At 72.9% G+C, this 21,774-nt stretch carries 18 protein-coding genes; 7 read left to right on the top strand and 11 right to left on the bottom strand.

Features of this window, described 5'->3' with window-relative positions:
• Positions 1 to 289: 289 nt before the first annotated feature.
• Entirely contained in the window at positions 290 to 2,746 is a 2,457-nt protein-coding gene (locus tag ADL05_RS03740) for a LuxR C-terminal-related transcriptional regulator (RefSeq protein WP_053615434.1), read from the bottom strand.
• A gap of 183 nt (positions 2,747 to 2,929) precedes the next feature.
• A complete protein-coding gene (gene hisS / locus ADL05_RS03735; protein WP_053615433.1) occupies positions 2,930 to 4,246 on the bottom strand; it encodes a histidine--tRNA ligase in 1,317 nt (438 codons plus the stop codon).
• Positions 4,247 to 5,058: 812 nt separating this feature from the next.
• Here hisS and ADL05_RS03730 point away from each other — a divergent pair.
• The 4 genes from ADL05_RS03730 (at position 5,059) to ADL05_RS03715 (ending at position 9,229) form a co-directional block, all read left to right on the top strand.
• A complete protein-coding gene (locus tag ADL05_RS03730) occupies positions 5,059 to 5,676 on the top strand; it encodes an ATP/GTP-binding protein (RefSeq protein WP_053615432.1) in 618 nt (205 codons plus the stop codon).
• Between the two features lie 85 nt (positions 5,677 to 5,761).
• Positions 5,762 to 8,059 carry an accessory Sec system translocase SecA2 gene (gene secA2, locus ADL05_RS03725; RefSeq protein ID WP_053615431.1) on the top strand — a complete coding sequence of 766 codons (2,298 nt, stop codon included), beginning with the start codon at positions 5,762 to 5,764 and terminating at the stop codon, positions 8,057 to 8,059.
• Positions 8,060 to 8,229: 170 nt separating this feature from the next.
• A complete protein-coding gene (locus ADL05_RS03720) occupies positions 8,230 to 8,499 on the top strand; it encodes a DUF6406 domain-containing protein (protein ID WP_053615430.1) in 270 nt (89 codons plus the stop codon).
• Positions 8,500 to 8,923: 424 nt separating this feature from the next.
• Positions 8,924 to 9,229, top strand: a complete 306-nt coding sequence (locus tag ADL05_RS03715; RefSeq protein ID WP_053615429.1) for a Dabb family protein — start codon at positions 8,924 to 8,926, stop codon at positions 9,227 to 9,229.
• A gap of 247 nt (positions 9,230 to 9,476) precedes the next feature.
• Here the strand turns inward: ADL05_RS03715 and ADL05_RS03710 are convergent, their stop codons facing one another.
• Both ADL05_RS03710 and ADL05_RS03705 read right to left on the bottom strand, forming a co-directional pair.
• The gene (locus ADL05_RS03710) at positions 9,477 to 9,839 is read right to left on the bottom strand and encodes a hypothetical protein (protein ID WP_053615428.1); all 363 of its coding nucleotides are present in this window, start codon (positions 9,837 to 9,839) and stop codon (positions 9,477 to 9,479) included.
• Positions 9,840 to 10,256: 417 nt separating this feature from the next.
• Positions 10,257 to 11,399 (bottom strand): epoxide hydrolase family protein, encoded by a 1,143-nt coding sequence (locus tag ADL05_RS03705; RefSeq protein ID WP_053615427.1) that lies wholly within the window; start codon positions 11,397 to 11,399, stop codon positions 10,257 to 10,259.
• Between the two features lie 63 nt (positions 11,400 to 11,462).
• Here ADL05_RS03705 and ADL05_RS03700 point away from each other — a divergent pair, with 63 nt between their 5' ends.
• Positions 11,463 to 12,440, top strand: a complete 978-nt coding sequence (locus tag ADL05_RS03700; protein WP_053615426.1) for a YafY family protein — start codon at positions 11,463 to 11,465, stop codon at positions 12,438 to 12,440.
• A gap of 132 nt (positions 12,441 to 12,572) precedes the next feature.
• On the opposite strand, the gene ADL05_RS03695 is transcribed toward ADL05_RS03700, so the two are convergent.
• From ADL05_RS03695 to ADL05_RS03675, 5 genes are all read right to left on the bottom strand, one after another.
• Positions 12,573 to 13,496 (bottom strand): cytochrome d ubiquinol oxidase subunit II, encoded by a 924-nt coding sequence (locus ADL05_RS03695; protein WP_053615425.1) that lies wholly within the window; start codon positions 13,494 to 13,496, stop codon positions 12,573 to 12,575.
• 31 nt (positions 13,497 to 13,527) lie between these two features.
• The gene (locus ADL05_RS03690) at positions 13,528 to 14,787 is read right to left on the bottom strand and encodes a cytochrome ubiquinol oxidase subunit I (RefSeq protein ID WP_053615424.1); all 1,260 of its coding nucleotides are present in this window, start codon (positions 14,785 to 14,787) and stop codon (positions 13,528 to 13,530) included.
• Positions 14,788 to 14,980: 193 nt separating this feature from the next.
• On the bottom strand, positions 14,981 to 15,655 hold the full coding sequence (locus ADL05_RS03685; protein WP_053615423.1) for a response regulator transcription factor: 675 nt from the start codon (positions 15,653 to 15,655) through the stop codon (positions 14,981 to 14,983).
• Complete coding sequence (locus tag ADL05_RS03680) at positions 15,652 to 16,845, bottom strand: sensor histidine kinase (protein ID WP_053615422.1); 1,194 nt, start codon at positions 16,843 to 16,845, stop codon at positions 15,652 to 15,654. The genes ADL05_RS03685 and ADL05_RS03680 overlap by 4 nt, the downstream gene beginning before the upstream one ends.
• Positions 16,846 to 17,025: 180 nt before the next feature.
• Positions 17,026 to 17,877: a spermidine synthase gene (locus tag ADL05_RS03675; protein ID WP_053615421.1), complete on the bottom strand. Its 852-nt coding sequence runs from the start codon at positions 17,875 to 17,877 to the stop codon at positions 17,026 to 17,028.
• A 229-nt stretch (positions 17,878 to 18,106) separates the two neighbouring features.
• Between ADL05_RS03675 and ADL05_RS03670 the strand changes: the two genes are divergently transcribed.
• Positions 18,107 to 19,843 carry a proline--tRNA ligase gene (locus tag ADL05_RS03670; RefSeq protein ID WP_053615420.1) on the top strand — a complete coding sequence of 579 codons (1,737 nt, stop codon included), beginning with the start codon at positions 18,107 to 18,109 and terminating at the stop codon, positions 19,841 to 19,843.
• A 72-nt stretch (positions 19,844 to 19,915) separates the two neighbouring features.
• On the opposite strand, the gene ADL05_RS03665 is transcribed toward ADL05_RS03670, so the two are convergent.
• Positions 19,916 to 20,365 carry a ferritin-like domain-containing protein gene (locus ADL05_RS03665; RefSeq protein WP_197285677.1) on the bottom strand — a complete coding sequence of 150 codons (450 nt, stop codon included), beginning with the start codon at positions 20,363 to 20,365 and terminating at the stop codon, positions 19,916 to 19,918.
• A 32-nt stretch (positions 20,366 to 20,397) separates the two neighbouring features.
• Positions 20,398 to 20,910 carry a ferritin-like domain-containing protein gene (locus ADL05_RS31520; protein WP_053615419.1) on the bottom strand — a complete coding sequence of 171 codons (513 nt, stop codon included), beginning with the start codon at positions 20,908 to 20,910 and terminating at the stop codon, positions 20,398 to 20,400.
• A 367-nt stretch (positions 20,911 to 21,277) separates the two neighbouring features.
• On the opposite strand from ADL05_RS31520, the gene rimP reads away from it, so the two are divergent.
• Positions 21,278 to 21,760 carry a ribosome maturation factor RimP gene (gene rimP, locus ADL05_RS03655; RefSeq protein WP_053615418.1) on the top strand — a complete coding sequence of 161 codons (483 nt, stop codon included), beginning with the start codon at positions 21,278 to 21,280 and terminating at the stop codon, positions 21,758 to 21,760.
• Positions 21,761 to 21,774 lie beyond the last annotated feature (14 nt).

The following is a 21,774-nucleotide window of genomic DNA, read 5'->3' as shown; positions in this document are numbered from 1 at the left end:
GGAGGAGCGGGAGCCGGAGGCTCCCGGTCGGGGGTGGAGGCCCCCTCCCTTCGCGTCGTGCTCGGGGGCGGGAGGACCGGGAGCCGGAAACTCCCGGTCAGGGTCGGAAGCCGCCTCCCCCCGCGTCGTGCTCGGGGCCGATGGTGGGAGGCGGGTGGGAGGCCCTCACCGGGGCGGGAGAGGGGTCGTCGGATCGGGGCAGGGAGTGAGGTGGGCAGCGGTGTACGGAGTTCCTGGTTTAGCGCGTGCACGCGCACTGTGCAAGTGCTTCCGGAGCCGCGCGCGGTGCTCAGCCAGGGTCACGGGAAGCGCTCCAGCCGGTCAACTGTGTCCTCGACGAAATGGAGAGTTTTCTGAAGATGTTCGCGATGTGCCGGGCCGCGGTCGCCTGGCTGATCGTGAGCCGTTCGGCGATCTCCCGGTTGGACAGACCGTGTTCGGCCAGCTCGGCGATCTCGCGCTCCCGGGGCGTCAGGGCTCCGTAGGGTGACTCCTCGGTCACCACCTGCGGGAACGCCAGCGCGCGGTCGCGGACCTGCTCCAGCGGCAGCGAGCGCCAGGCGTTCCAGGCCTCGGCCGCGCGGGCCGCCCCCACCCGGCGCTCCACCGCCGACCTGAGCCGGACGGTCTCACCGGACGGGCGGTCCAGCGACGTCCGCAGGTCCGAGGCCACGCCCGTGAGCGCGGCGGCGCGCTCGGCCTCCTCCTCGGCCAGCGCCAGCTCCGCCAGCGCCTCCAGGGCCCGTGCGACCGCGATCCGCTGCCCGGACGTGAAGCTCACCCTCAGGCACGTCGCGAGCGGCTCGCGGGCCGCCATGACGTCCCCCTCGGCCAGGTGCAGGCGGCCCAGGGCCCGGGCGCAGCGGGCCGTGGCCGGCGCGGCGTCCAGCTCCTCGAAGACCGACAGCGCCTCGGCGCACAGCGCGCGCGCCCGGACGAAGTCGCGCTGCTCCGCGGCGATCGCGCCCAGGCCGTGCAGGCAACGCGCCGAGCCCCAGCGGTCACCGAGCTCCTCGCCCATCGCCATGCTGCGCTCCAGGTGCGCGACGGCCTCGTCCGTGTGCCCCGCCCGGCGCGCCAGCTGGGCGAGCACGTCGAGGACGGTCCCCTCGGTGATCGGGTCGTGGACCTCGGCGATCCACTCCTGCGCCCGCTCGGCGTGTGCGCGGGCCTCCTCGGCCGCTCCCGTGCGCAGGGCCAGCGACGCCAGGGTGGCCAGGGCGGAGGCCGCGGCCCCCGCCTCACGGCACGCCCGGGCCGCCTCCAGCGCGCTCAGGGCCAGTGTCGTGGTCGCCGGAGCGGTGTCGATGTCCAGCCGCAGCTCCGCCTGGAGCGCCAGGGCGCGCGTGCGCAGGGTCGGGGGCTGGTCGTCGGGGGCGGTGGCCAGCACCCGCCCCAGGAGGCGGCTGCCCTCGGACGCGAGGTCGCGCACCATCCAGTAGGGGCGCAGCGCCAGGCACACGCGCAGGGCCTCGGCGACGCGGCCGGCGCCCAGCGCCCAGTCGACCACCCGCCCGTAGTTGTCGCGGTGGTGGTCGAGCAGGCGCAGCTGCGACAGCCGCTCCGACCACTCCAGCGGGGTCAGCGAGCGCTTGGCGGCCGTCTCCAGCTGCGCGACGCAGAACCGCAGGTACCGCGACCAGCGCTCGTGCTCCTCGCGGCCCTGGGCGGCCAGGTGCTCGGCGGCGTAGGCGCGCACCGTCTCCGTCAGGCGGTAGTGCGCGGTGCCGTCGATCTCGGCGTCGATGACGACCAGGGACTTGTCCAGGAGGGAGAAGTGCAGGGGCAGGATGTCGGCGGAGGCCACGCCCTCGCCCGAGCACACCTCCTCGGCCGCCTCCAGGTTCCAGGTGGTGAACACCGACAACCGGTGCAGCAGCAGCCGCTCGGGCTCGGTGAGCAGGCCGTGGCTCCACTCCAGGACCGCGCGCAGGGTGCGCTGGCGGGGCGGCAGGTCGCCGGAGCCGTCGCTGGTGAGCAGCTGGAAGCGGTCGTCCAGGCGGCGCAGGATCTGCTGGACGCTCAGCACGCGCACGCGCGCCGCGGCCAGTTCGATCGCCAGCGGCATGCCGTCCAGCATCCGGCAGATCTCGGCGACGTAGCCGGAGTTCTCGCGGGTCATCTCGAAGCCGGCGCGGGCCGCGTGCGCGCGTGTGACGAACAGGCGCACCGACTCGTAGCGCTGGGTGTCGCGCCGGGGGATGGGGGCCGGGTCGTCGGCGTAGGGATCGGTGGGGGTGGGGCGCGAGGGCAGCGAGAGCGGCGGCACCCGCCAGATGCTCTCCTCGGGCACGTGCAGCGGCTGGCGGCTGGTCGCCAGGATCCGCACGCGGGGGCAGTCGCGCAGGATCGCCTGGCAGAGTTCGGCCATCGGCCCGACGGCGTGCTCGCAGGTGTCCAGGAGCAGCAGGAGGTTCTGGGTGCGCAGGGACGTGATGATGGCGTCCGTCATCGTCCGGGCGTCGTCCTCGACCGCCTGGAGGCTCACGGCCACGGCGCGCAGCGCCTGCTCGTGCGTGGAGGCTTCGCTGAGGTCGACGAAGCGCGCACCGTCGGGGAACCGGCGGAGCACGCGCTCGGCCAGGTGGAGGGCGAGCCGGGTCTTGCCGATGCCGCCGGTGCCCGTCAGGGTGACGAGTCTGGCGGTGCCGAGCAGACGGCCGAGGTCGACGATGTCGCGCTCGCGTCCGACGAACCGGATGAACTCGCCGGCGGACAGGGGCAGGTTGTGGCGAGGATGAGACATGGCCTCGATTACGTAGGACACCGAATCGGCCCGCGACGTGCACACCGCAGAGGGCGTGGCGACCACGGAGGACAGGCTGTCACCAGTCTGGCACCCACGGGTCGCGTATGTCTCGGGAATGGCCGGTTCCGGTACGGGCGGCACTGATGCGCCCGTACCGGTCGCGCCGTGACGATACAGCCGTTATCCTGCGGCGCCCTGCCAGGTCGCGGGGTCGGCGGAGGCCTGTTCGCCCGAGCCCATGTCCTTGACCTCGTGCTCGCCGCCGTCCTCGAACGGCGGGAACCAGACGAAGGGGATGCCCTTCTTCGCCGCGTACTGGATCTGCTTGCCCACCTTGGCGGTGGAGTGGAACACCTCGGTGTTGAAGCCGCGCTCGCGCAGGAGCGCCCCGGTGCGCAGCGCGTCCGCGCGCCGCTCGGCGCCCGGCACCACGACCATGACGTCGGTCGGGCAGGCCCGCCCCTCCTCGATGCGCCCCTCGGCCACCAGCTTGGCGAAGATGCGCGTGAGGCCGATGGAGATGCCCACGCCGGGCAGGCGCCGCCGGATGAACTGGCCGGCCAGGTTCTCGTAGCGGCCCCCGGCGCAGATGCTGCCGTAGCCGGGGTCGTCGTCGAACGACGCCTCGTACACGGTGCCGGTGTAGTAGTCGAGGCCGCGCGCGATGGACAGGTCGGCCACGACACTGCCCTCGGGCAGGTCGGCGAGTTCGTCCAGGACGAAGGTGAGCTCGTCCAGGCCCTCGGTGAGCAGTGGGGAGGTGACACCGAGCGCGGCGACGCGCTCGGCCGCGTCGGCGCCCCGGATCCGGGCGAGCGCCAGGCAGGCGTCGGCCTGCTCTCCGGTGAGCCCGTCACCGAGCAGGATCCCGCGCACGCCCTCGTCGCCGATCTTGTGGAGCTTGTCCACGGCCCGGATGACGGCCACCGGGTCCTTGACGCCCAGGCCCTCGTAGAAGCCCTGCAGCACCTTGCGGTTGTTGACGTTGAGCGTCCAGGCGGGCAGGTCCAGGCCGGTCAGGACCTGGTGCACGATCCGGGGCAGCTCGGCGTCGAAGTGCAGCGGGACGGAGTCGACGTTGATGACGTCGATGTCGCACTGGGTGAACTCGCGGAAGCGCCCCTCCTGGGGGCGCTCGCCCCGCCACACGCGCTGGGTCTGGTAGCGCTTGAACGGGAAGGTCAGCTCGTTGAAGTGCTGGGCGACGTACCGGGCGAAGGGCACGGTGAGGTCGAAGTGCAGCCCGAGCCTGGCGTCGGAGTCGTCCTTGGCGTCGGACTGGAGGCGGTGCAGGGTGTAGACCTCCTGCGAGGTCTCGCCCTTGGCCATCAGTACGTCCAGACTCTCGACCGAGGGGGTCTCCACGGACGCGAAGCCGAAGGACTCGAAGCCGGCGCGGATATGGTCCAGCCAGCGCTGCTCCACGGCCCGGACCTGGGGGGTCCACTCGGGAAAACCGCTGATGGGGGTGGGGCGGACGACGCGCTGCTCGGACATGTGGGGTTCTCGGCTCCCTCGGGAGAGAAGTCGGATGGGCTCGGCCCGCGGGCCGAGCCCATTCTAGGGCGTGCCCGCCGGGCAGCCGCGCTGACCGTGTTCGGAGCGTGAGGGGGAGGGGGCGGGACCGCCGCGGCCGTCCGTCGAGGGCGGTGCCTGTGCCTCTCGTGCCGCGGCCGGGGTTCTCGCGCGGCGCCCTCCCGGGGCCTCCACCGGCCCACGTGGACGGTTGTGGGCCGGTGGGGCGCTGGAGCGCCGTCCCGGGCGAGGCCCGGACCGACGCCGAAGAGCGAGGCGTCGGTTCCGGCCGGCCGCCGCGTGGGCGTCGCCGAGGCTCCCGCGGAGGGTCGCGTCCTCGTGCCAGGAGTCCGGATGACCGTGTGTCGGCGGGTGCCTGTCCTCCACCGTAGACTCCGCCGCCGGGCCCGGACAGGGATTGGCGCGGCCAAAAGCGGCCGGAAGCGGTCGCTCACAATGTCGTAAAGTGCCGCCGCGAGGGTACAGATGTGTGCTCGACCGATCACCCAGTGTTCCCCGGCGGGTGGCGCGAGGGAAAATCGGGACCTTTGGTCACGAATCCGCCCGGAGCCGGTCCTTCCCTGCTCATGGCACCCGTACTCGTCCCGTCACGGAGCGCGGTGAACCACGTCTCGTCGCCGACTGAGCGGAAACGCCGCCCGGGAGGTCCTGCCGGTGTTAGGTTCCAGATGCGGCGCCCCGCGGTGGTTCGGACCGGGGGAGAGTGCCGTTCCCCTCAGCACCGGGCCGCCTGAGCCGCACGGCCGCGCCCGGCTCTCCCGCTAGGACACACCGTGAATGAGCCAGCCAGCAGTCAGCACACCGTCCACGCTCCTACCGAACTGTCGACCAAGATCATCATCGCGGGCGGCTTCGGCGTCGGGAAGACCACCTTCGTCGGCACCGTCTCCGAGATCCCTCCGGTGCGCACGGAGGCGGCCGTCACCGCGGCGAGCGTGGGCGTCGACGACCTCTCGCACACCCCCGACAAGACCAGCACCACGGTCGCCATGGACTTCGGCCGGATCTCGCTGGAGACCGACCTGACCCTCTTCCTGTTCGGGACACCGGGCCAGCAGCGCTTCTGGTTCATGTGGGACGACCTCGTGCGGGGGGCGCTCGGCGCCGTCATCCTGGCCGACGTGCGGCGGCTGGAGGACACCTTCCAGGCCCTGGACTACTTCGAGCGCCAGTACCGGCTGCCCTTCGTGGTCGCCATCAACCAGTTCGACCCGGAGTACGCCTACGGCGCCGACGAACTGCGCGACGCGCTGGACCTGGCACCCGAGGTGCCGGTCGTCTACTGCGACGCGCGCGACAAGAAGTCCGTGGTCGGGGTGCTGGTCACCCTCGTCAAGCACGGCATGGCGATGGAGGCCAGGCAGCGCTCGCGGGGCCAGCTCGTCCGGTGACCCGGCGGACCCCGCGCGGGGCAGGGGTACCCGGGGGGAACGAAGGGGTTGTGTCCGGCGTTACTCTGGCGTGGTGTTCGGACGAATGGCGGAAAGCGTCCGCCGCCTACTGGGCAAGCCCGGTGCGGTGGACCTGAGGCCCTATACCAAGCTCCTGCCGGCGATCGAGGACAAGGAGGCGGATCTGCGTGAGCTCGACGACTCCGAGCTGACGGAGGCCGCCATCGAACTCGGCAACGCCGAGCTCCCCTATGAACGCGACGACCTCGTGTCGCTGTGCGCCGTCGGCCGCGAGGCGGCCCGGCGCGCCCTCGACGAGCGGCCGTTCGACGTCCAGCTGCTCGGCGTCATGGCGCTGCTGGACGGGCACGTCGCCGAGATGGGCACCGGTGAGGGCAAGACCCTCGCGGGCGCCCTGGCCGCGGCCGGGTTCGCGCTGCGCGGCCAGCGCGTGCACCTGGTGAGCGTCAACGACTACCTCGCCAAGCGCGACGCCGAGTGGATGCGCCCCCTCTACGACCTCCTCGGCGTCACCGTCGGGTGGATCAACGAGGACTCCACGCCCGCGGAGCGCCGCGAGGCCTACTCGTGCGACGTCACCTACGCCGCCGTCACCGAGCTCGGCTTCGACGTCCTGCGCGACCGCATGGTCACAGACGTCGACGACCGCGTGGTCCCGCCGCCCAACATCGCCATCGTCGACGAGGCCGACTCCGTGCTCGTGGACGAGGCGCGTGTGCCGCTGGTCCTGGCCGGTGCCGCGGAGAGCCAGGTCGGAGACGTGGAGATGGCCGAGATCGTCCGCCACCTCCGGCCCCGCCTGCACTACACGGTCGACGCCGAGGGCCGCAACGTCCAGCTCACCGACGACGGCATCGACGCGGTGGAGAAGGCGCTGGGCGGCGTCGACCTCTACTCCAAGGACGACACCTCGATCCTGCCGCAGGTCAACCTCGCCCTGCACGCGCACGCGCTGCTCCAGCGCGACGTCCACTACGTGGTGCGCGACGGCGAGGTGCGGCTCATCAACGAGTCGCGCGGGCGCATCGCCCTGCTCCAGCGCTGGCCGGACGGTCTCCAGGCCGCGGTCGAGGCCAAGGAGAAGGTCGAGGTGAGCGAGACCGGCGAGGTGCTGGACTCCATCACCGTGCAGTCGCTGGTCCTGCGCTACCCCAGGCGCGCCGGCATGACCGGTACCGCGATGGCGGTGGCCGAGCAGCTCCGTGAGTTCTACGAGCTGGAGGTCGCGGTCATCCCCTCCAACAAGCCGAACGTCCGCGAGGACCACGGCACGCGCCTGTACGCCACGCGCGAGGAGAAGGAGGACGCCCTCGTCGCCAAGGCGGTGGAGGTCCACGCCACCGGGCGCCCCATCCTCATCGGCACGCAGGACGTCGCCGAGTCCGAACTCCTCGCCGGGCGCCTGGGCGAGGCCGGGCTGGAGTGCGTGGTCCTCAACGCCAAGAACGACGCCGACGAGGCGACGATCATCGCCGAGGCGGGCACCCACGGGGCCGTGACCGTGTCCACCCAGATGGCGGGCCGGGGCACCGACATCCGCCTGGGCGGCAGCGACATGGCCGACCGCGACCGGGTGGTGGAGGCCGGCGGACTGTTCGTCATGGGCTTCGGCCGCTACCCCAGCAGCCGCCTGGACGGGCAGCTGCGCGGTCGCGCGGGACGCCAGGGCGACCCGGGCGACTCCATCTTCTTCGTGAGCATGGACGACGACCTGATCGTCAACAACGCCCCGGAGTCCACCGGGTACGCGACCTCCGCCGACGGGGAGATCACCGACGAGGGCTGGCTGTCGATGGTCGACCACGCGCAGCGCGTCGCGGAGGGGCAGCTGCTGGAGGTACACCGCAACACGTGGCGGTACAACCAGCTCATCGACGTGCAGCGCGACGTGGTCCTGGAGCACCGCGAGCTGGTGCTGACCGGTGACCAGGGCGACCGGCACGTGGCCGCGGACCGCGCGGAGCGGCACGCGGAGCTGGTGGAGGAGCTGGACGAGGAGCGGGTCGCCCGGGCGGCGCGCCTGATCACCCTGTACCACCTGGACCGCGGCTGGACCGACCACAACGCGTTCCTGGCGGAGCTGCGGGAGGGCATCTACCTGCGCTACCTGGGCCGCCGCGACCCGCTGGACGAGTTCAACCGCGAGGCCGTGCCGGTCTTCAAGAGGTTCCTCGACGACGCGCGCACGCGCGCGGCGGAGGGCTTCGAGGAGCTGGAGGTCGTCGACGGCGAGCTCGACGTGAGCACGGTGGGGGTCAAGCGGCCGTCGATGACGTGGACGTACATGGTGCACGACCAGCCGTTCAGCTCGGCCCTCGAAACGTTCGTGGGGCGGCTCAAGGGCTCCCCGTCCAGGGGCTGAATAAAACCGAAGGAATCCGGAGCGCGGGTGAGGACCAAAGTCCTCGCTCGCGCTTTCCCTTTGTGGGCTAACATCGTGAAGCGTCGTTCGCATGTGGCCCGAAGAATTCGAGCGGGGGGTATCGGGCGGCGATTTCAATGGAAACTGAGACGGTTGGGACTGGATCCACTGTGGTGCACGAGGTCGGCGCGCAGGAGAAGATCAGTTACGGGCGGAACGACCGCTTCGCCGGGGGACCGGTGGGCGGCGGCCACTTCTGGGTGGACGAGGACGGCCGTCCGGTCGCCAAGATCGGGGGACCGAAGGAGTGGCGGCCCACTCCGATGATCGACGTTCGGGCCGGTGACGTCTTCACGGTCGGCGGCCAGGCCTGGAGAGTGACCGATATCGTGGACGCGGACGCGCCATCGGCTTATCTGCTGGCCACGAGGATCAGTTGAGCCAAAGCCCCGGGGTTTTTCTCCCGGGGCTTTTGTGTTGCCCCCGATGCGGGGAATTGCAACCTCGTGCAACCTTTCCGATTTCGGTGACGCAGCGTTTCCCATAGACGAAGTGTCCCCCGGCCGACGCGGCCGGCACCACGGGAGGGGAGCGGGGCGGGGCGCGCCGCGGGAGCCGCGCCGGGGGTCGTGGACGGGGTCCGCGCCCCCGGCGCCCCTCGGCAATCGAGACGTTCCGGTTATCCGAACAGGGGTGTTCGCGTTACCGCCCGCTCGTTAACGTCAATGAGACGGGGCGCGCCTCGCTCATGTCCTGGAGGCCGCCGGTCGTGCGGAGGGTCCCGGACCGCCGCGTCCGTCGCCCGGGTGTCGGTCCCAGGGGCTGTCCCCCGCCCCTGGGCCTGACGGGAGTAGGTTCTCCCGTATGGCTATTCGACACATCGCACTGTTCCGCTGGCGGGACGACGTCACGCCCGACGGCGTCGCCCGGGTCCAGGAACTCCTCGCCGCGCTTCCGAGCGCCGTCCCGGAGCTGCGCGCCTACTCCTTCGGTCCGGACGCCGGGATCAGCGACGGCGCCTTCGACTTCGCCGTGGTGGCCGACGTCGACGACGAGGCCGGTTTCGCGGCCTATCGCGACCACCCCCAGCACCAGGCCGCCTTGGGCGTCATCCGTCCCATGCTCGCTGACCGGGCGGCGATCCAGTACACGCCCGCGGATGCCGGATAGATCCTGTTCCACCAAGCGTGGTGTGCCGCTGTCCGCTGCGCTTATGGGGGAGGATCGGAGTGCATGGGGGGCTTGCGGTAGAACGCGTTTCAGTATTAGTCTCTGCGTAGTGCCTGGCCCGGTGAGGGCGTCCGGCGGCCCCGCCGCCGGACGCCGGCGGTGGCAGGCGAGCGAGAAACGTCGCCCGTTGAAGCCGGATCGCGCCCCGGCTTCGGCGGGCGACGTCGTCGTGGGCACCGGCACGGGCTCAGCGCAGCAGGCGGGCGAGTTCGTCGAAGGTGGGACAGGGCCAGGTCCTGCGGCAGCCGTGGCACGTCGACCCGGCCTCCCCGTCCTCCTCCGCGTCCGGGCTGTGCAGGCGGAGCAGGTCGGCGCACACCCCCGCCAGTGCCGAGACCTCCTCGCGTGCGTTCGCGTAGAAGGCCACGTCGTTGATCCGGGCCAGTGCGCTGTCCGAGGCCGGTTCCGGCAGGCCGACCGTGTCGGGCTCCCAGGGAACCGCCCGAGCCGAGCGCTCCTGGATGCCCTGCACGCACCGGAGCAGCCGGGCGTGTTCGGAGTGTCGGCCCCGCAGGGACGTCCGTGGCGCTTGTCGCGTGAACGGCGGCATCGCTGATCTCCCCCAACGGGTGGATACGCAGCTTCGTAGTGACTCAGCGTATACCTATCGTCGCGGAATGTCGCGACACGCGGGGTGTGGTCCCCCGGAAAGCGGGCCGCCCCCAAGGGGAGGGGCGGCCCGCCGGCACCGGTGTGTCTAACCGCAGTTGCCGCCACAGCTGCACGAGCCGCCGGACTGGCAGCCGCAGCCGCATCCCGCACCGCAGCTGCAGCCGCTCAGTCCGGGGGGCGTGCTCAGGGGGTGTATCACAGTCCCTCCTCAGGGGTCGGTGCCGTTCGTGCGCGATCACGCCGATCTCCGCCGAACCGGAGGGGCGCCACGAACGGCTCTCCGAGAGGAAGGGTTCCCGCTCCCGGGCTTGGCCAACCCGAGGGCCGGAGTTGGCCTTCGCGTGACTCTGGGCGGTCAGCGAACACCGCGGACGAAGGCGCGGATGTCGTCCGCGAGCAGCTCCGGCACCTCCATCGCGGGGAAGTGACCGCCCTCGGTGAACTCGCTCCAGTGGCCGATCGCCTTCCACGGGTCCATCACGCGGCGCATGAGCGGGTGGGTGTCGAACACGGCCCATCCGGACGGCACGTCGGCGGCCATGGCCAGGCCGAGTCCGGAGTGCTCGGACTCGTAGTAGAACTGCGCGCTCGACGCGCCGCTGCGCGTGAACCAGTACAGGCTGACGTTCGTGAGGAGCTGGTCGCGGTCGACCGTCTCGTCCGGCGTCCGGTAGGCACCGCCGGTCCCGGTCTTGAACTTCTCGGCGATCCAGGCGAGCTGACCGGCCGGCGAGTCGGTCAGCGCCGCGCCGATCGTGTCGGGACGGTGGTCCTGCATCGCGAGGTACCCGCGTTCGGCCGCGTACTCGCTACGCACCGCGTCGAGCTGGGCGGTCTCGTCGTCGGACAGGCCGTCGGGGCAGGGGAACTTGTCGCCGACCAACCCGAGCAACCGGGGGTCGACGGCGATGTGCAGGCCGATGACGCGCTCCGGGTGGAGCGCCGCGAGGCGGCCGGCGGTGCCCGCACCGATGTCGGTGCCGTGGACCGCGAACCTCTCGTAGCCGAGACGCGTCATGATCTCGGCATAGGCCCGCGTCGTGCGCGCCAGCTCCCAGCCGGTCCCTGACAGCGGGGTGGAGAACCCGAAGCCGGGCAGCGACGGGACGACCAGGTGGAACTCGTCGGTCAGCAGCGGGATGAGTCGCTGGTAGTCGACGAACGAGCTCGGCCAGCCGTGGTTCAGCATCAGCGGGACGGCCTCCGGGTTCGCCGATCGCGTGTGGACGACGTGGAACACCTGGCCGTCGACGACCGTCGTGGACTGTTCGTGCTCGTTGAGCCTCGCCTCCTGCGCACGCCAGTCGAAGCCGTCGCGCCAGTACTCGGCGAGCTCCCTCAGGTACACCGGCGGGATGCCGCGGCTGAAGTCGGTGCGGTCGTCCCGGTCCGGCACCGGGACCGGCCAGCGGGTGTGCGCCAGCCGGTCGCGCAGGTCGTCGACGTCGGCCTGCGGGATGTCGACGCGGAACGGTGTGAGTGCGGTGTTCTCGTTCATGGCGGCCACGTTTCCAGGCAATGCGGCAGATTCGCTTCCGCAATTGCTGGGATGATCGGGACCATGTTGCAGACCTCGGCCCGCCTGCTCGAACTGCTGTCACTGCTCCAGCTCAGGCGCGACTGGACGAGCGCCGAACTCGCCGGCCGGCTCGAGGTGAGCACGAGGACCGTGCGCGCCGACATCGGCAGGCTGCGGTCGCTCGGCTATCCCGTGGACGCGCGCCCCGGCGTCGCGGGCGGGTACCGGCTGGCCGCCGGGACGGCGATGCCCCCGCTCCTGCTCGACGACGACGAGGCCGTCGCCGTCGCGGTCGGACTGGGTGCGGTCGCGACCCAGGGCCTCGGCGTCGAGGAGACCTCGCTCACCGCGCTCGCGAAGCTGGAGCAGGTGCTGCCCTCGCGCCTGCGTCGGCGCGTGGAGGCGGTACGCGAGGCGACGAGCGTCGTTCCAGGAGCTGGACTCCCGCTCGACCTCTCGGTTCTCGGCGCGGTCGCCGCCGCGGTCCGCGGCCGCGAACGGCTCCGGTTCGGATACACGAAGCCCGGGGGCGGCGAAGGGGCCCGCCACACCGAACCGCACCGGCTGGTGAGCTGGGGGCCGCTCTGGTACCTGCTGGCGTGGGATCTCGACCGTGACGACTGGCGGGTCTTCCGCGTCGACCGCATGGCCGCGCACGCACCGACGGGTGCGCGGTTCCAGCCGCGCGTGATCCCGGCGGACGACGCCGTCGGGTACGTCGTCGGGCGCGTCAGCAAGGCGGGCTGGACGTACCGCGCCCGGGTCCTCGTGCGTGCTCCCGCCGAGACGGTCGCCGCGAGGATCCCCGTCCCGGTCGATATCGAGGCGGTCGACGCGTCCACGTGCCGCGTCGAGCTGGGTTCGGACGACCCGGACCGGCTCGCGCTGTGGATGACACAGCTCGACGCCGACATCGAGGTGATCGACGGAGACGAGCTCTCGGCGGCGTTCGACCGCCTCGCGAGGAGGTTCCGCCGCGCGGCGGGTGGCGCGTTCTCGGACCCCGGCGACGACCGGTAGGCCGGTCCCCGGCGCGTCCCCGGCGCGTCCCCGGTGCGTCCCCGGTGCGTCCCCGGTGCGTCCCCGGCGCCTTCCCGGCGTCGAGGGCATCGGCCGGCTCCTCGCCCACGGAACGGACCTCCGGGACACGCGCTAGGCGAAGAAGGTCGGGGCGGGGGCGGGGCGGCGTGCCAGCCGGTACATCCACACCTGGCCGAGCACCATGAACGGCACGGCCGGGGCCAGCGCGGCCCACACGAACACCGCGGTCGTGGCCGGGACCGGCTCCGTCGGCAGCTGCGCGGACAGCGCCGTCAGCACACCCGCCGCCCCCATCGCCAGCGCCGACGTGTGGCGCGACAGCATCGGCCCCCGCACTCCGCTGGTCACCGCCAGGAGGACCAGCAGCACCAGCGCCGACGCGGCGGCCACCACCGGCCGGTCGGTCGCCACGCCGCCCGGCAGCGGAGCGGCCCCCGTGGCCAGGAGGGCCGCGGCCAGCGCGACCCTCGCCACGACGCGGGTCGCCCGTGCCGCCACGTCGGCGCTGTCGTCGTGGAGCGCGCCGACCAGGCGCTCGGCACCGAAGGACGCGCCCCGCAGGGCGAAGAGCGCGAGTACGGCGACCGCGCACAGCGGTGTGAACACGCTCGCCGTGAGGCCGCCGGTCAGCAGACCCGCCAGCACGAGCCCCCAGGAGGCGGCGACGACCCAGCTGCCCGCCACGACCGCCGTGTCGCAGACCGCGCGCCGGGACGGGGCGTCCACCCGCGCCCGCAGCCACAGGCCGGAGTCGCGGACCAGCCAGCCGCCCAGCAGGGTCACCAGCACCGGCCACAGCTCGGCGACCACGTGGTGGTCCAGGGCGGGGAACAGGCCCGCCAGCACCCCGACCGCGGCGACCAGCCAGACCTCCGAGGCCAGGAAGTAGGGGGCGATCGCCGCCACCGCGCGGCGGCGCTGTTCCGGCGTGCGCGCCACCACCGGCATCAGCAGGCCCAGCCCGATGTCGGCCCCGGCCAGGACGAGGTAGCCCACGACGAACAGGGCGAGGAGAACGGTGGAGAGGACGTCCATGTCAGGTACTCCGGGTCTCGGAACGGGGGTCTCAGAACGAGGTGACGGGGGCGGCGGGCTCTTCCGCGTCCGCGGGGCGCTCCGCGAGCGGACCGCCCCCCGGGCCGCGCCGGGCGTAGCGCACCAGAAGCCAGGACGTGGTCGCGGCCAGGACGGCGAACGCTCCCGTGAAGAAGGAGAAGGAGGCCGCGGCCATGCCCGGGGCCATGGGCGTCACCGCGTCGGCGGTGGTCAGGTGGTGCACGACCGCCCACGGCTGGCGGTTGGTCTCACGGAACACCCACCCGGCGACGCTCGCGAGGTAGGGCAGCACCGGGGTGATCAGCAGCGGCGCGAGGAGCAGGTTCCGCAGCCGGGGCAGGCGTCCCAGCGGGCGGCGCAGGAGCAGGACCACGAGCATGGCCGGACCGAGGAGGAACATGAGCGCCCACGCGGTGAACATGAGGACCTCGCCTGCCGTGTTGGCGGCCGTGAGCAGCGGTCCGCCGGACGCCGCCTCGATGGCCTCGATCTCCCCGGCGGTGTAGGTGAGCCCGCTGGTGGGCGGGTCCTGGCCGAAGAGCGCGAACTGCGTGCCGCCGAACGCCGCCACGGGGAGGGGCATGACGCAGGCCATGACCGTCGCGTAGACGAGGCCGCGCCCGAACATCCCGTCCGGATCGTTCCCCCGGATCAGGTGGTGGGCGCTCGTGGCCCCGACCACCAGGGCCCCGAGCAGCAGCGCGCCGGTGATGATGTGCAGGAAGGCCATGAGCGCCGCGGGGTTGGCCATCAGCGCCACCGGGTCGGTCAGGTGCGCCACGCCGTCGACGATCTCGAAACCGACCGGATGGCGCAGGAACCCGTTGGCCACGAGCACCCACCAGGCGGAGAGGTAGGCGGTACCGGTGACCACCGCGAAGCACGCGAGGTGCGCCCACCGGCCCATGCGGTCCCACCCGAAGATCCACAGCCCCAGGAACGTCGACTCGACGAAGAACGCGGTCATCGTCTCCAGGGCCAGCGGCGCCGCGAACGAGTAGCCGAACACCGCGTGCAGGCCGGTCCAGTTCACCGCGAGCTGGAGCTCCATCACCAGGCCGGACAGCACTCCCATGCCGTAGTTCACCAGGTACAGCCCGCCCCAGAAGCGCACGGAGGCCATCCGCCGGCGGTCGCCGCGCACCGTGGCGACGAGTTGGCCGACGAGGATGTAGGGCGCCAGCCCCAGGGTGAGTGCGACGAACACGTAGTGCGTCGCCGCGGTCAGGGCGAACTGGAGCCTGGCGAGCAGGAGGGGATCATCGAACATCGTCTGCCTAGCGTTCGGCGTGCGGTGGGAACGCTGTCAGCATCCGACGCGGGTCCGGGGCGGCACATCGTCCCGGCGGGGTCTCCCGGCCTCCCTCCCCGGGGGTAGGCCGGTCCCGTCGCTGCGCCCCGGGGTGTAGGGGATGTCCCCGAGGGCACCCCGGCCCGGCCCTGGGGCGGGCCGGGGCGGCCGGTCAGGTCCCCTGGCTCCACTTGGGGGTCACCAGCGCGCTCTCGTAGGCGATCACGACCAGCTGCGCCCGGTCCCGCACGCCCAGCTTGACCATGGTGCGGCTGACGTGGGTCTTGGCCGTGGCGGGGCTGACCACGAGCCGCTGCGCGATCTGCGCGTTGGACAGGCCCTCGCCGACCAGCGCCAGCACCTCGCGCTCGCGCTCGGTGAGCCCGTTCAGGCGGGTCGACGGCGCGGGGGCGCCGCGCGGGCGGCCCGCGTAGTCGGCGATCAGCCGCCGCGTGACCCCCGGGGAGAGCAGGGCCTCGCCCCCGTGCACCACGCGTACCGCCTGCAACAGGTCGCGGGGCTCGGTGTCCTTGACCAGGAACCCGCTGGCCCCCGCCCGCAGCGCGTCGAAGATGTACTCGTCCAGGTCGAACGTGGTGAGGATGACGATCCGGACCGCGCCCAGGTCCCGGTCGGCCAGGATCCGCTCCGTGGCCGCCAGTCCGTCCATACCGGGCATGCGGACGTCCATCAGCACCACGTCGGGGCGCTCGGCCCGGGCCAGGCGGACGGCCTCCCCGCCGTCGGCGGCCTCGGCGACCACCTCGATGTCGGCGGCACTGTCCAGCAGCGCGCAAAAGCCCGCCCGCACCAGTGCTTGGTCGTCGGCGAGCAGCACGCGGATCACGGGGACCTCGATTCGTCGGCGGAGACGGCGGCGGGACGCTCCCCGCCGTCCAACGGCAGACGTGCCCGCACCCGGAATCCTCCCCCGTCAAGGGGCCCCGCGTCCACCGAGCCCCCGACCATGGCGGCGCGCTCGGCCATCCCGGTGATCCCGTTGCCGTGCGCGGCCGGGCCGACCGTGCCGTGCCCGTCGTCGGTGACCTCGATGTCCAGCGCCGACGCACCGTAGGCGATCCGCACCCGGGCGTGGGCGGCACCGGAGTGGCGGACCACGTTGGTCAGCGCCTCCTGCACCGTGCGGTAGGCGGCCGTCCCCGTGCTCACCGGGAGGTGCTGGGGGGTGCCCGCGGTCTCCAGCGTCACCTCGACACCGGCGCCCCGGGTGCCCTCGACGAGTTCGGAGAGCCGTTCCACGCCGGGGACGGGGGAGCGGGGTGCCGCCTCGTCGACGGCGCGCAGCACGCCGAGGATGCCCCGCAGCTCCGACAGCGTGTCCTTGCTGGTCCGCTTGATGGTGGACAGGGCCTGGGCGGCCCGTTCGGGCTCGGACTCCATCAGGTACAGGGCCGTGCCCGCCTGCACGTGGATCAGCGAGATGTTGTGCGCGACGGTGTCGTGGACGTCGCGCGCCAGGCGCAGCCGCTCGTCGGAGGCCCGCCGGAGCAGCTCCTCCTCACGGGTGCGGCCCGCCTCGGCGGCGCGCTCGCGCTCGGCCTTCTGGTACTCGCCCCGCCAGCGCAGGATCTCGGCGCTGCACAACAGCACCAGGACCCACGCGATGATGCCGAGGGCCTCGGGGCGCACGGTGCCGAAGAAGGCGAACTCGTAGAGGTTGAGCGCCGCGAACTGCCCGATGCCCAGGGACCAGCCGAGGACGCGGTGGCCGTGCCGGACCAGGGTGTAGAGCATCACCGCGGCGTTGAGCATGACCATGCCGTCGGGGAAGGCCAGGGGGTAGTACACGCTGGCCGCGACCACCACCACGACGGCGCTCGCGCGCGGGAACGCCGTACACCAGAGCACGGGCACGGTGGCCACGAGGATGAGGGCGTACCCCCAGGGCCAGGGGTCCCGGTCGGTCGCGACGGGACCGAACACGGTGATCGCGCAGGTGCTGCCCACCGCGAGCAGGAGCAGGATCGCGGTGAGCCCGGCGTCGGCGCGCGTGGGGCGCGGGAGTAGTGCTGCCACGACACCGACACTACGGTCCGCGCCTCGGGGTCGCGCGTCGTCCGGGGGGAGGCGTTCCGTCGGTCCGCGTACGCCCCGCGGAGTATCCGAGCGGCCCCGGTCACCGGGGCGGAGGCGGCGGACGCTCCGGCGGTGGCGCCCACTCCGGGTCCGCGGACCGCCGGTCCCCGGCCGCGTCGGTCAGAACAGGTCCTCGGGAGGGGCGGGGGAGTCGGCGGCGTCGGCGTCGTACACGGCCGAGCGGCCCGAGGCGAACCGGTCGAGGTCCCCGCCCTCCACCAGGCGCGCCATCTCCGGGTCGCGGTGCGCGCGGCGGCCCAGTTCGTCGGAGGGCAGCGGCCGGTGCCCCGCCACCAGGACGAGGTTGCCGAACCTGCGGCCGCGCAGCACGCCCGGCTCCGCGGTCAGCGCCACGTGGGGCAGGACCGCGCGCACCGTCGCCACCTGACGTCGCGCGTGGGCCAGCGCGTGCCCGTCCCCGACGTTGACCACCAGCAGCCCCGAGGGGCGCAGGACCCGCGCGGCCTCGGTGTAGTACTCCACCGACGTCAGCCGCGCCGGCGTCCGGGCACCGGCGAACACGTCGCTGACGACCAGGTCCGCACTGGAGTCGTGCCGGGCGCTGATCCACTCGCGCGCGTCGCCGATCCCCACGCGCAGCTGGGCCCGGCGGTCCCACGGCAGGCGCCGACGCACCAGCTCGACCAGGGGCGCGTCGACGTCGACCGCGCGCTGGCGCGAACCCGGGCGGGTGTGCGCCACGTAGCGCGCCATCGTCAGCGCACCCGCGCCCAGGTGCAGCGCGTCGACGGGCTCGCGCTCGGGCGCGACCAGGTCGGCCGCGTGCGCGATCCGCCGCATGTACGAGAAGTCGAGGTAGGTCGGGTCGCTCAGGTCCACGTGCGACTGCGGTGTGCCGTCCACGACCAGGAACCACGACTCGGCGCGGTCGGCGTCGGCGAGCAGCTCCATCCGGGGCGGCCCGTCCGCCTCGGGGGCCTCGTCCCGCTCCCGGGTCCCGCGTCTGCCCATGTTCCCGCCCCCCGTTCGGCTACCGTCCCCACGGTAGGACACCGCGGGCGTACCGGGACCTGGCCCGGAGCGGCGACGCGGGCTCGCTCGTGGCGCTAGCCTGGGGAACCCCGGCAGCTGAGTTTCGCTGGATCCAGGTTCCGACGGAGAGCCTGTGCCGCCGGGGGCCCGAGTTCCGAACCCCGCGCCCGACGGGCGTGTTCACCGAGGAGTGGCCGTGCTACTGCGGATGTCGAACCTGTTCCTGCGCACCCTGCGTGAGGACCCGGCGGACGCCGAGGTGCCGAGCCACAAGCTCCTCGTCCGCGGCGGCTACGTCCGGCGCGCCGCCCCCGGCGTCTACTCCTGGCTGCCCCTGGGCAAGATCGTCCTGGAGAACGTCGCCCGCGTCGTGCGCGAGGAGATGGACGGCATCGGCGGCCAGGAGGTGCTGCTGCCCGCGCTGCTGCCCCGGGAGTACTACGAGGCGACCGGCCGCTGGGACGACTACGGCGACACCCTCTTCCGCCTCCAGGACCGCAAGGGCGCCGACTACCTCCTCGGCCCCACCCACGAGGAGCTGTTCACGCTCCTGGTCAAGGGCGAGTACTCCTCCTACAAGGACTTCCCGGTCATCCTGTACCAGATCCAGGAGAAGTTCCGCGACGAGGCCCGGCCCCGCGCGGGCGTGCTGCGCGGCCGCGAGTTCCACATGAAGGACTCCTACTCCTTCGACATCGACGACGAGGGCCTCCAGGCCGCCTACGACGCCCACCGCGCCGCCTACGTGCGCGTCTTCGAGCGGCTCGGGCTGGAGTACGTCATCGTCTCCGCCACCTCCGGCGCCATGGGCGGCTCGGCCTCCGAGGAGTTCCTCGCCGTCGCGCCGACCGGCGAGGACACCTTCGTGCGCAGCACGGAGTCCGACTACGCGGCCAACGTCGAGGCCGTCACCACGCCCGCGCCCGCCGCCCGCCCGATCGAGGGGCTGCCCGAGGCGGTCGTGCACCACACGCCCGGCACGGCCACCATCCAGACCCTGGTGGACTTCCTCAACGCCGCCGGGCTGGGCCGCGACTTCGTGGAGGCCGACACCCTCAAGAACGTCCTGGTCAAGACCCGCGCCCCCGGCTCCGACGAGTGGGAGCTGCTGGCCGTGGGCCTGCCCGGCGACCGCGAGGTGGACTTCAAGCGCCTGGAGGCCGCGCTGGAGCCCGCGGAGGTCGCCCTGCTCGACGAGTCCGACTTCGCGGCCAACCCGTTCCTGGTCAAGGGCTACATCGGCCCCCGCGCCCTGCTCGACAACAAGGTGCGCTACCTGGTCGACCCGCGCGTGGTCACCGGCACCGCGTGGGTGACCGGCGCCGACCGGGACCAGCACCACGTCATCGACCTCGTGGCCGGCCGCGACTTCACCCCGGACGGCACCATCGACGTCGCCGAGGTCCGCGACGGCGACCCCTCCCCGGACGGCAAGGGGACGCTGTACACGGCGCGCGGCATCGAGATCGGGCACATCTTCCAGCTCGGCCGCAAGTACACCGACGCCTTCCAGGTGGACGCGCTGGGCTCGGACGGCAAGCCCAAGCGGATCACCATGGGCTCGTACGGCATCGGCGTCTCCCGCGCGGTCGCCTCGGTCGTGGAGCAGTCCCACGACGACAAGGGCATCGTGTGGCCGCGCGAGATCGCCCCCGCCGACGTGCACGTGGTCGGCACCGGCAAGGGCGACCAGATCGAGGAGGCCCTGCGCGTCGCGGGCGAGCTGCGCGACCAGGGCCTGCGCGTCCTGGTGGACGACCGCAAGGGCGTGTCGCCCGGCGTGAAGTTCACCGACGCCGAACTGCTGGGCGTGCCCACGAGCGTCATCATCGGCCGCGGCCTCAAGGACGGGCTCGTGGAGCTGCGCGACCGCGCCACCGGCGAGCGCGAGGAGGTCGCCCTGGGCGACATCGTCGAGCGCACCGTCGCCGCCTGCCGCGGCTGAGACAGCGACCGCGGAACCACCGGCCGGGTCCCGTGTCGGTGTCCGCTGCGCCCCGGGGCGCAGCGGACACCCTCAGGCCTGGTCGAAGCCCGGCAGGGCGTCCAGCTCGCCGCCCCACGTCAGCGCGCGCACCGTCGTCTCCTGGAGCGCCCGCCCGGCCGTCCAGCGCAGCCCGGCGTCGTCGGAGGCGGTCAGCCACAGGTACGCCCGGGCCGTCGTGCCCTCCAACTCCACCGCGAAGGCGTCCACGTCCTCGTCGCCGTGCCCCTCGGGGAGGGGGTAGGAGGCCAGTGCGGTCGGCGGGTCGATGCCGCGCTCCACCGCCGCCGCGCGCAGCGCGTCCCGCAGGGCCCTGTGCTTGGCGGCCTCGTCCAGGGCGCGCTCGCGGCGGCCCTGGCCGTCGGCGGCTCCGCCCAGGTACTCGTACCCGTACACGGCCGCGTGCTCGGCGCGCAGCGCCTCGGCCAGCGCGTCCGGGCCGGCGTCGGTGCCCTCGTCGTTCGCGGGGGTCTCGCTCACCATGCTCCTCCTCCTACTGCCTGCCGGGCCGAGCCCTACCGTTCCTCGTCGAGCAGGTGGGCGTGTCCGGCCTCGCACGCGCCGATACCGCAGATCAGCTGGGCCAGACCCGCGTCGGTGACCGCGGCCGCCTGGTCGAGCCGCGCGGCGGTCGCCGACGACTCCAGCACCAGCAGGCCGGCCGCGGAGAGGGGCGTGTCCAGCGAGGGGCCCTCCACCGCGGGCGCGGACGCGTCCGCACCGGCCTCCGGCGCGGGCTCGGCGTCGTCGGGCAGGGCGTCCGCCAGAGCGTCGGCGTGGGCGAGGTGGTGCTCCAGGAACCCCTCCAGCAGTTCCGCGGGCTCCGCTCCGTGCGCGATCGCGGTCTCGTAGCGGGCCACCATCCGCTCCTTCTCGCGCAGCACCGCGCGCACCACGTACTCGTCGGGCGTCACGTCGGCCGGATACCACTCGGCCCCGCCGCAGGCCGACAGGCCGACGGCCGCCGCTCCGGCGGCCGCGGCGCCCAGCACCGTGCGGCGGTTGACGCAGCGATGACCCGTGCTCACGCGGACTCCTCCCGTGCGCGCCCTGCCCGGCGCGCGGCACTCGCACAAGCGGCCGCCGGCGGCGGTCGCCCACCCATCTTTCCACGGCCCCCGGTCGGCGGCGGCCGCACCGACACCCCCTGCCACACGGCGATTCGGGTGTGCGGGGGCGGGTGCCCGACGCGCCCCGTCGGCCGACGGCGACCTGGACGGCGTCCAGGTGTGGATACCCTTGCAGCACAGCCGCCGTCGAACGCGACGTGCGCTGGGTCCGCGCCCCTCGGGACGCGGACCGATTCGTCGAAGACTACGTACAGAGCTGGACCGCCCCGTGCACGGCCCGTCGGCCGCGGGGGCGGAGTTTCGCCTTTGGAGGGGCAGACACGACATGGGAGCGCAGTCGCGTGACGAGCGCATCGTCGAACTGCTGGAGCCGGTACTGGCAACGGCCGGACTGGACCTGGAGTCCGTCGAGCTGACACCCGCGGGCAAGCGGCGGGTGCTGCGCGTGGTCGTGGACTCCGATGACGGGGTCGACCTGGACACGGTGGGCGAGGTCACGCAGGAAGTCGACGCCGTGCTGGAGGACTCCGACGTCATGGGCGCACAGCCCTACGTCCTGGAGGTCACCTCCCCGGGTGTGGACCGCCCGCTGACCGAGCCGCGGCACTGGCGACGGTCCCGCGGCCGCCTGGTGAAGGCCTCCCTCGCCGAGGGGGGCGAGGTCACCGGTCGTGTCACCGCCGCCGACGACCAGGGAGTCACCCTGGACGTCGAGGGGCACCCCCGGACCTACACCCACGCCGAACTCGGCAAGGGCAAGGTCCAGGTGGAATTCCGTCGGGCAGCCGACACCGACGCGGCGGACTAGAGGGGGAGCCCCGT

The sequence above is a fragment of the Nocardiopsis sp. NRRL B-16309 genome (assembly GCF_001279585.1).
Classification (GTDB): domain Bacteria; phylum Actinomycetota; class Actinomycetes; order Streptosporangiales; family Streptosporangiaceae; genus Nocardiopsis.
Note: the sequence above shows the minus strand (reverse complement) of the source record. Positions and strands in the feature narration are given on the sequence as shown.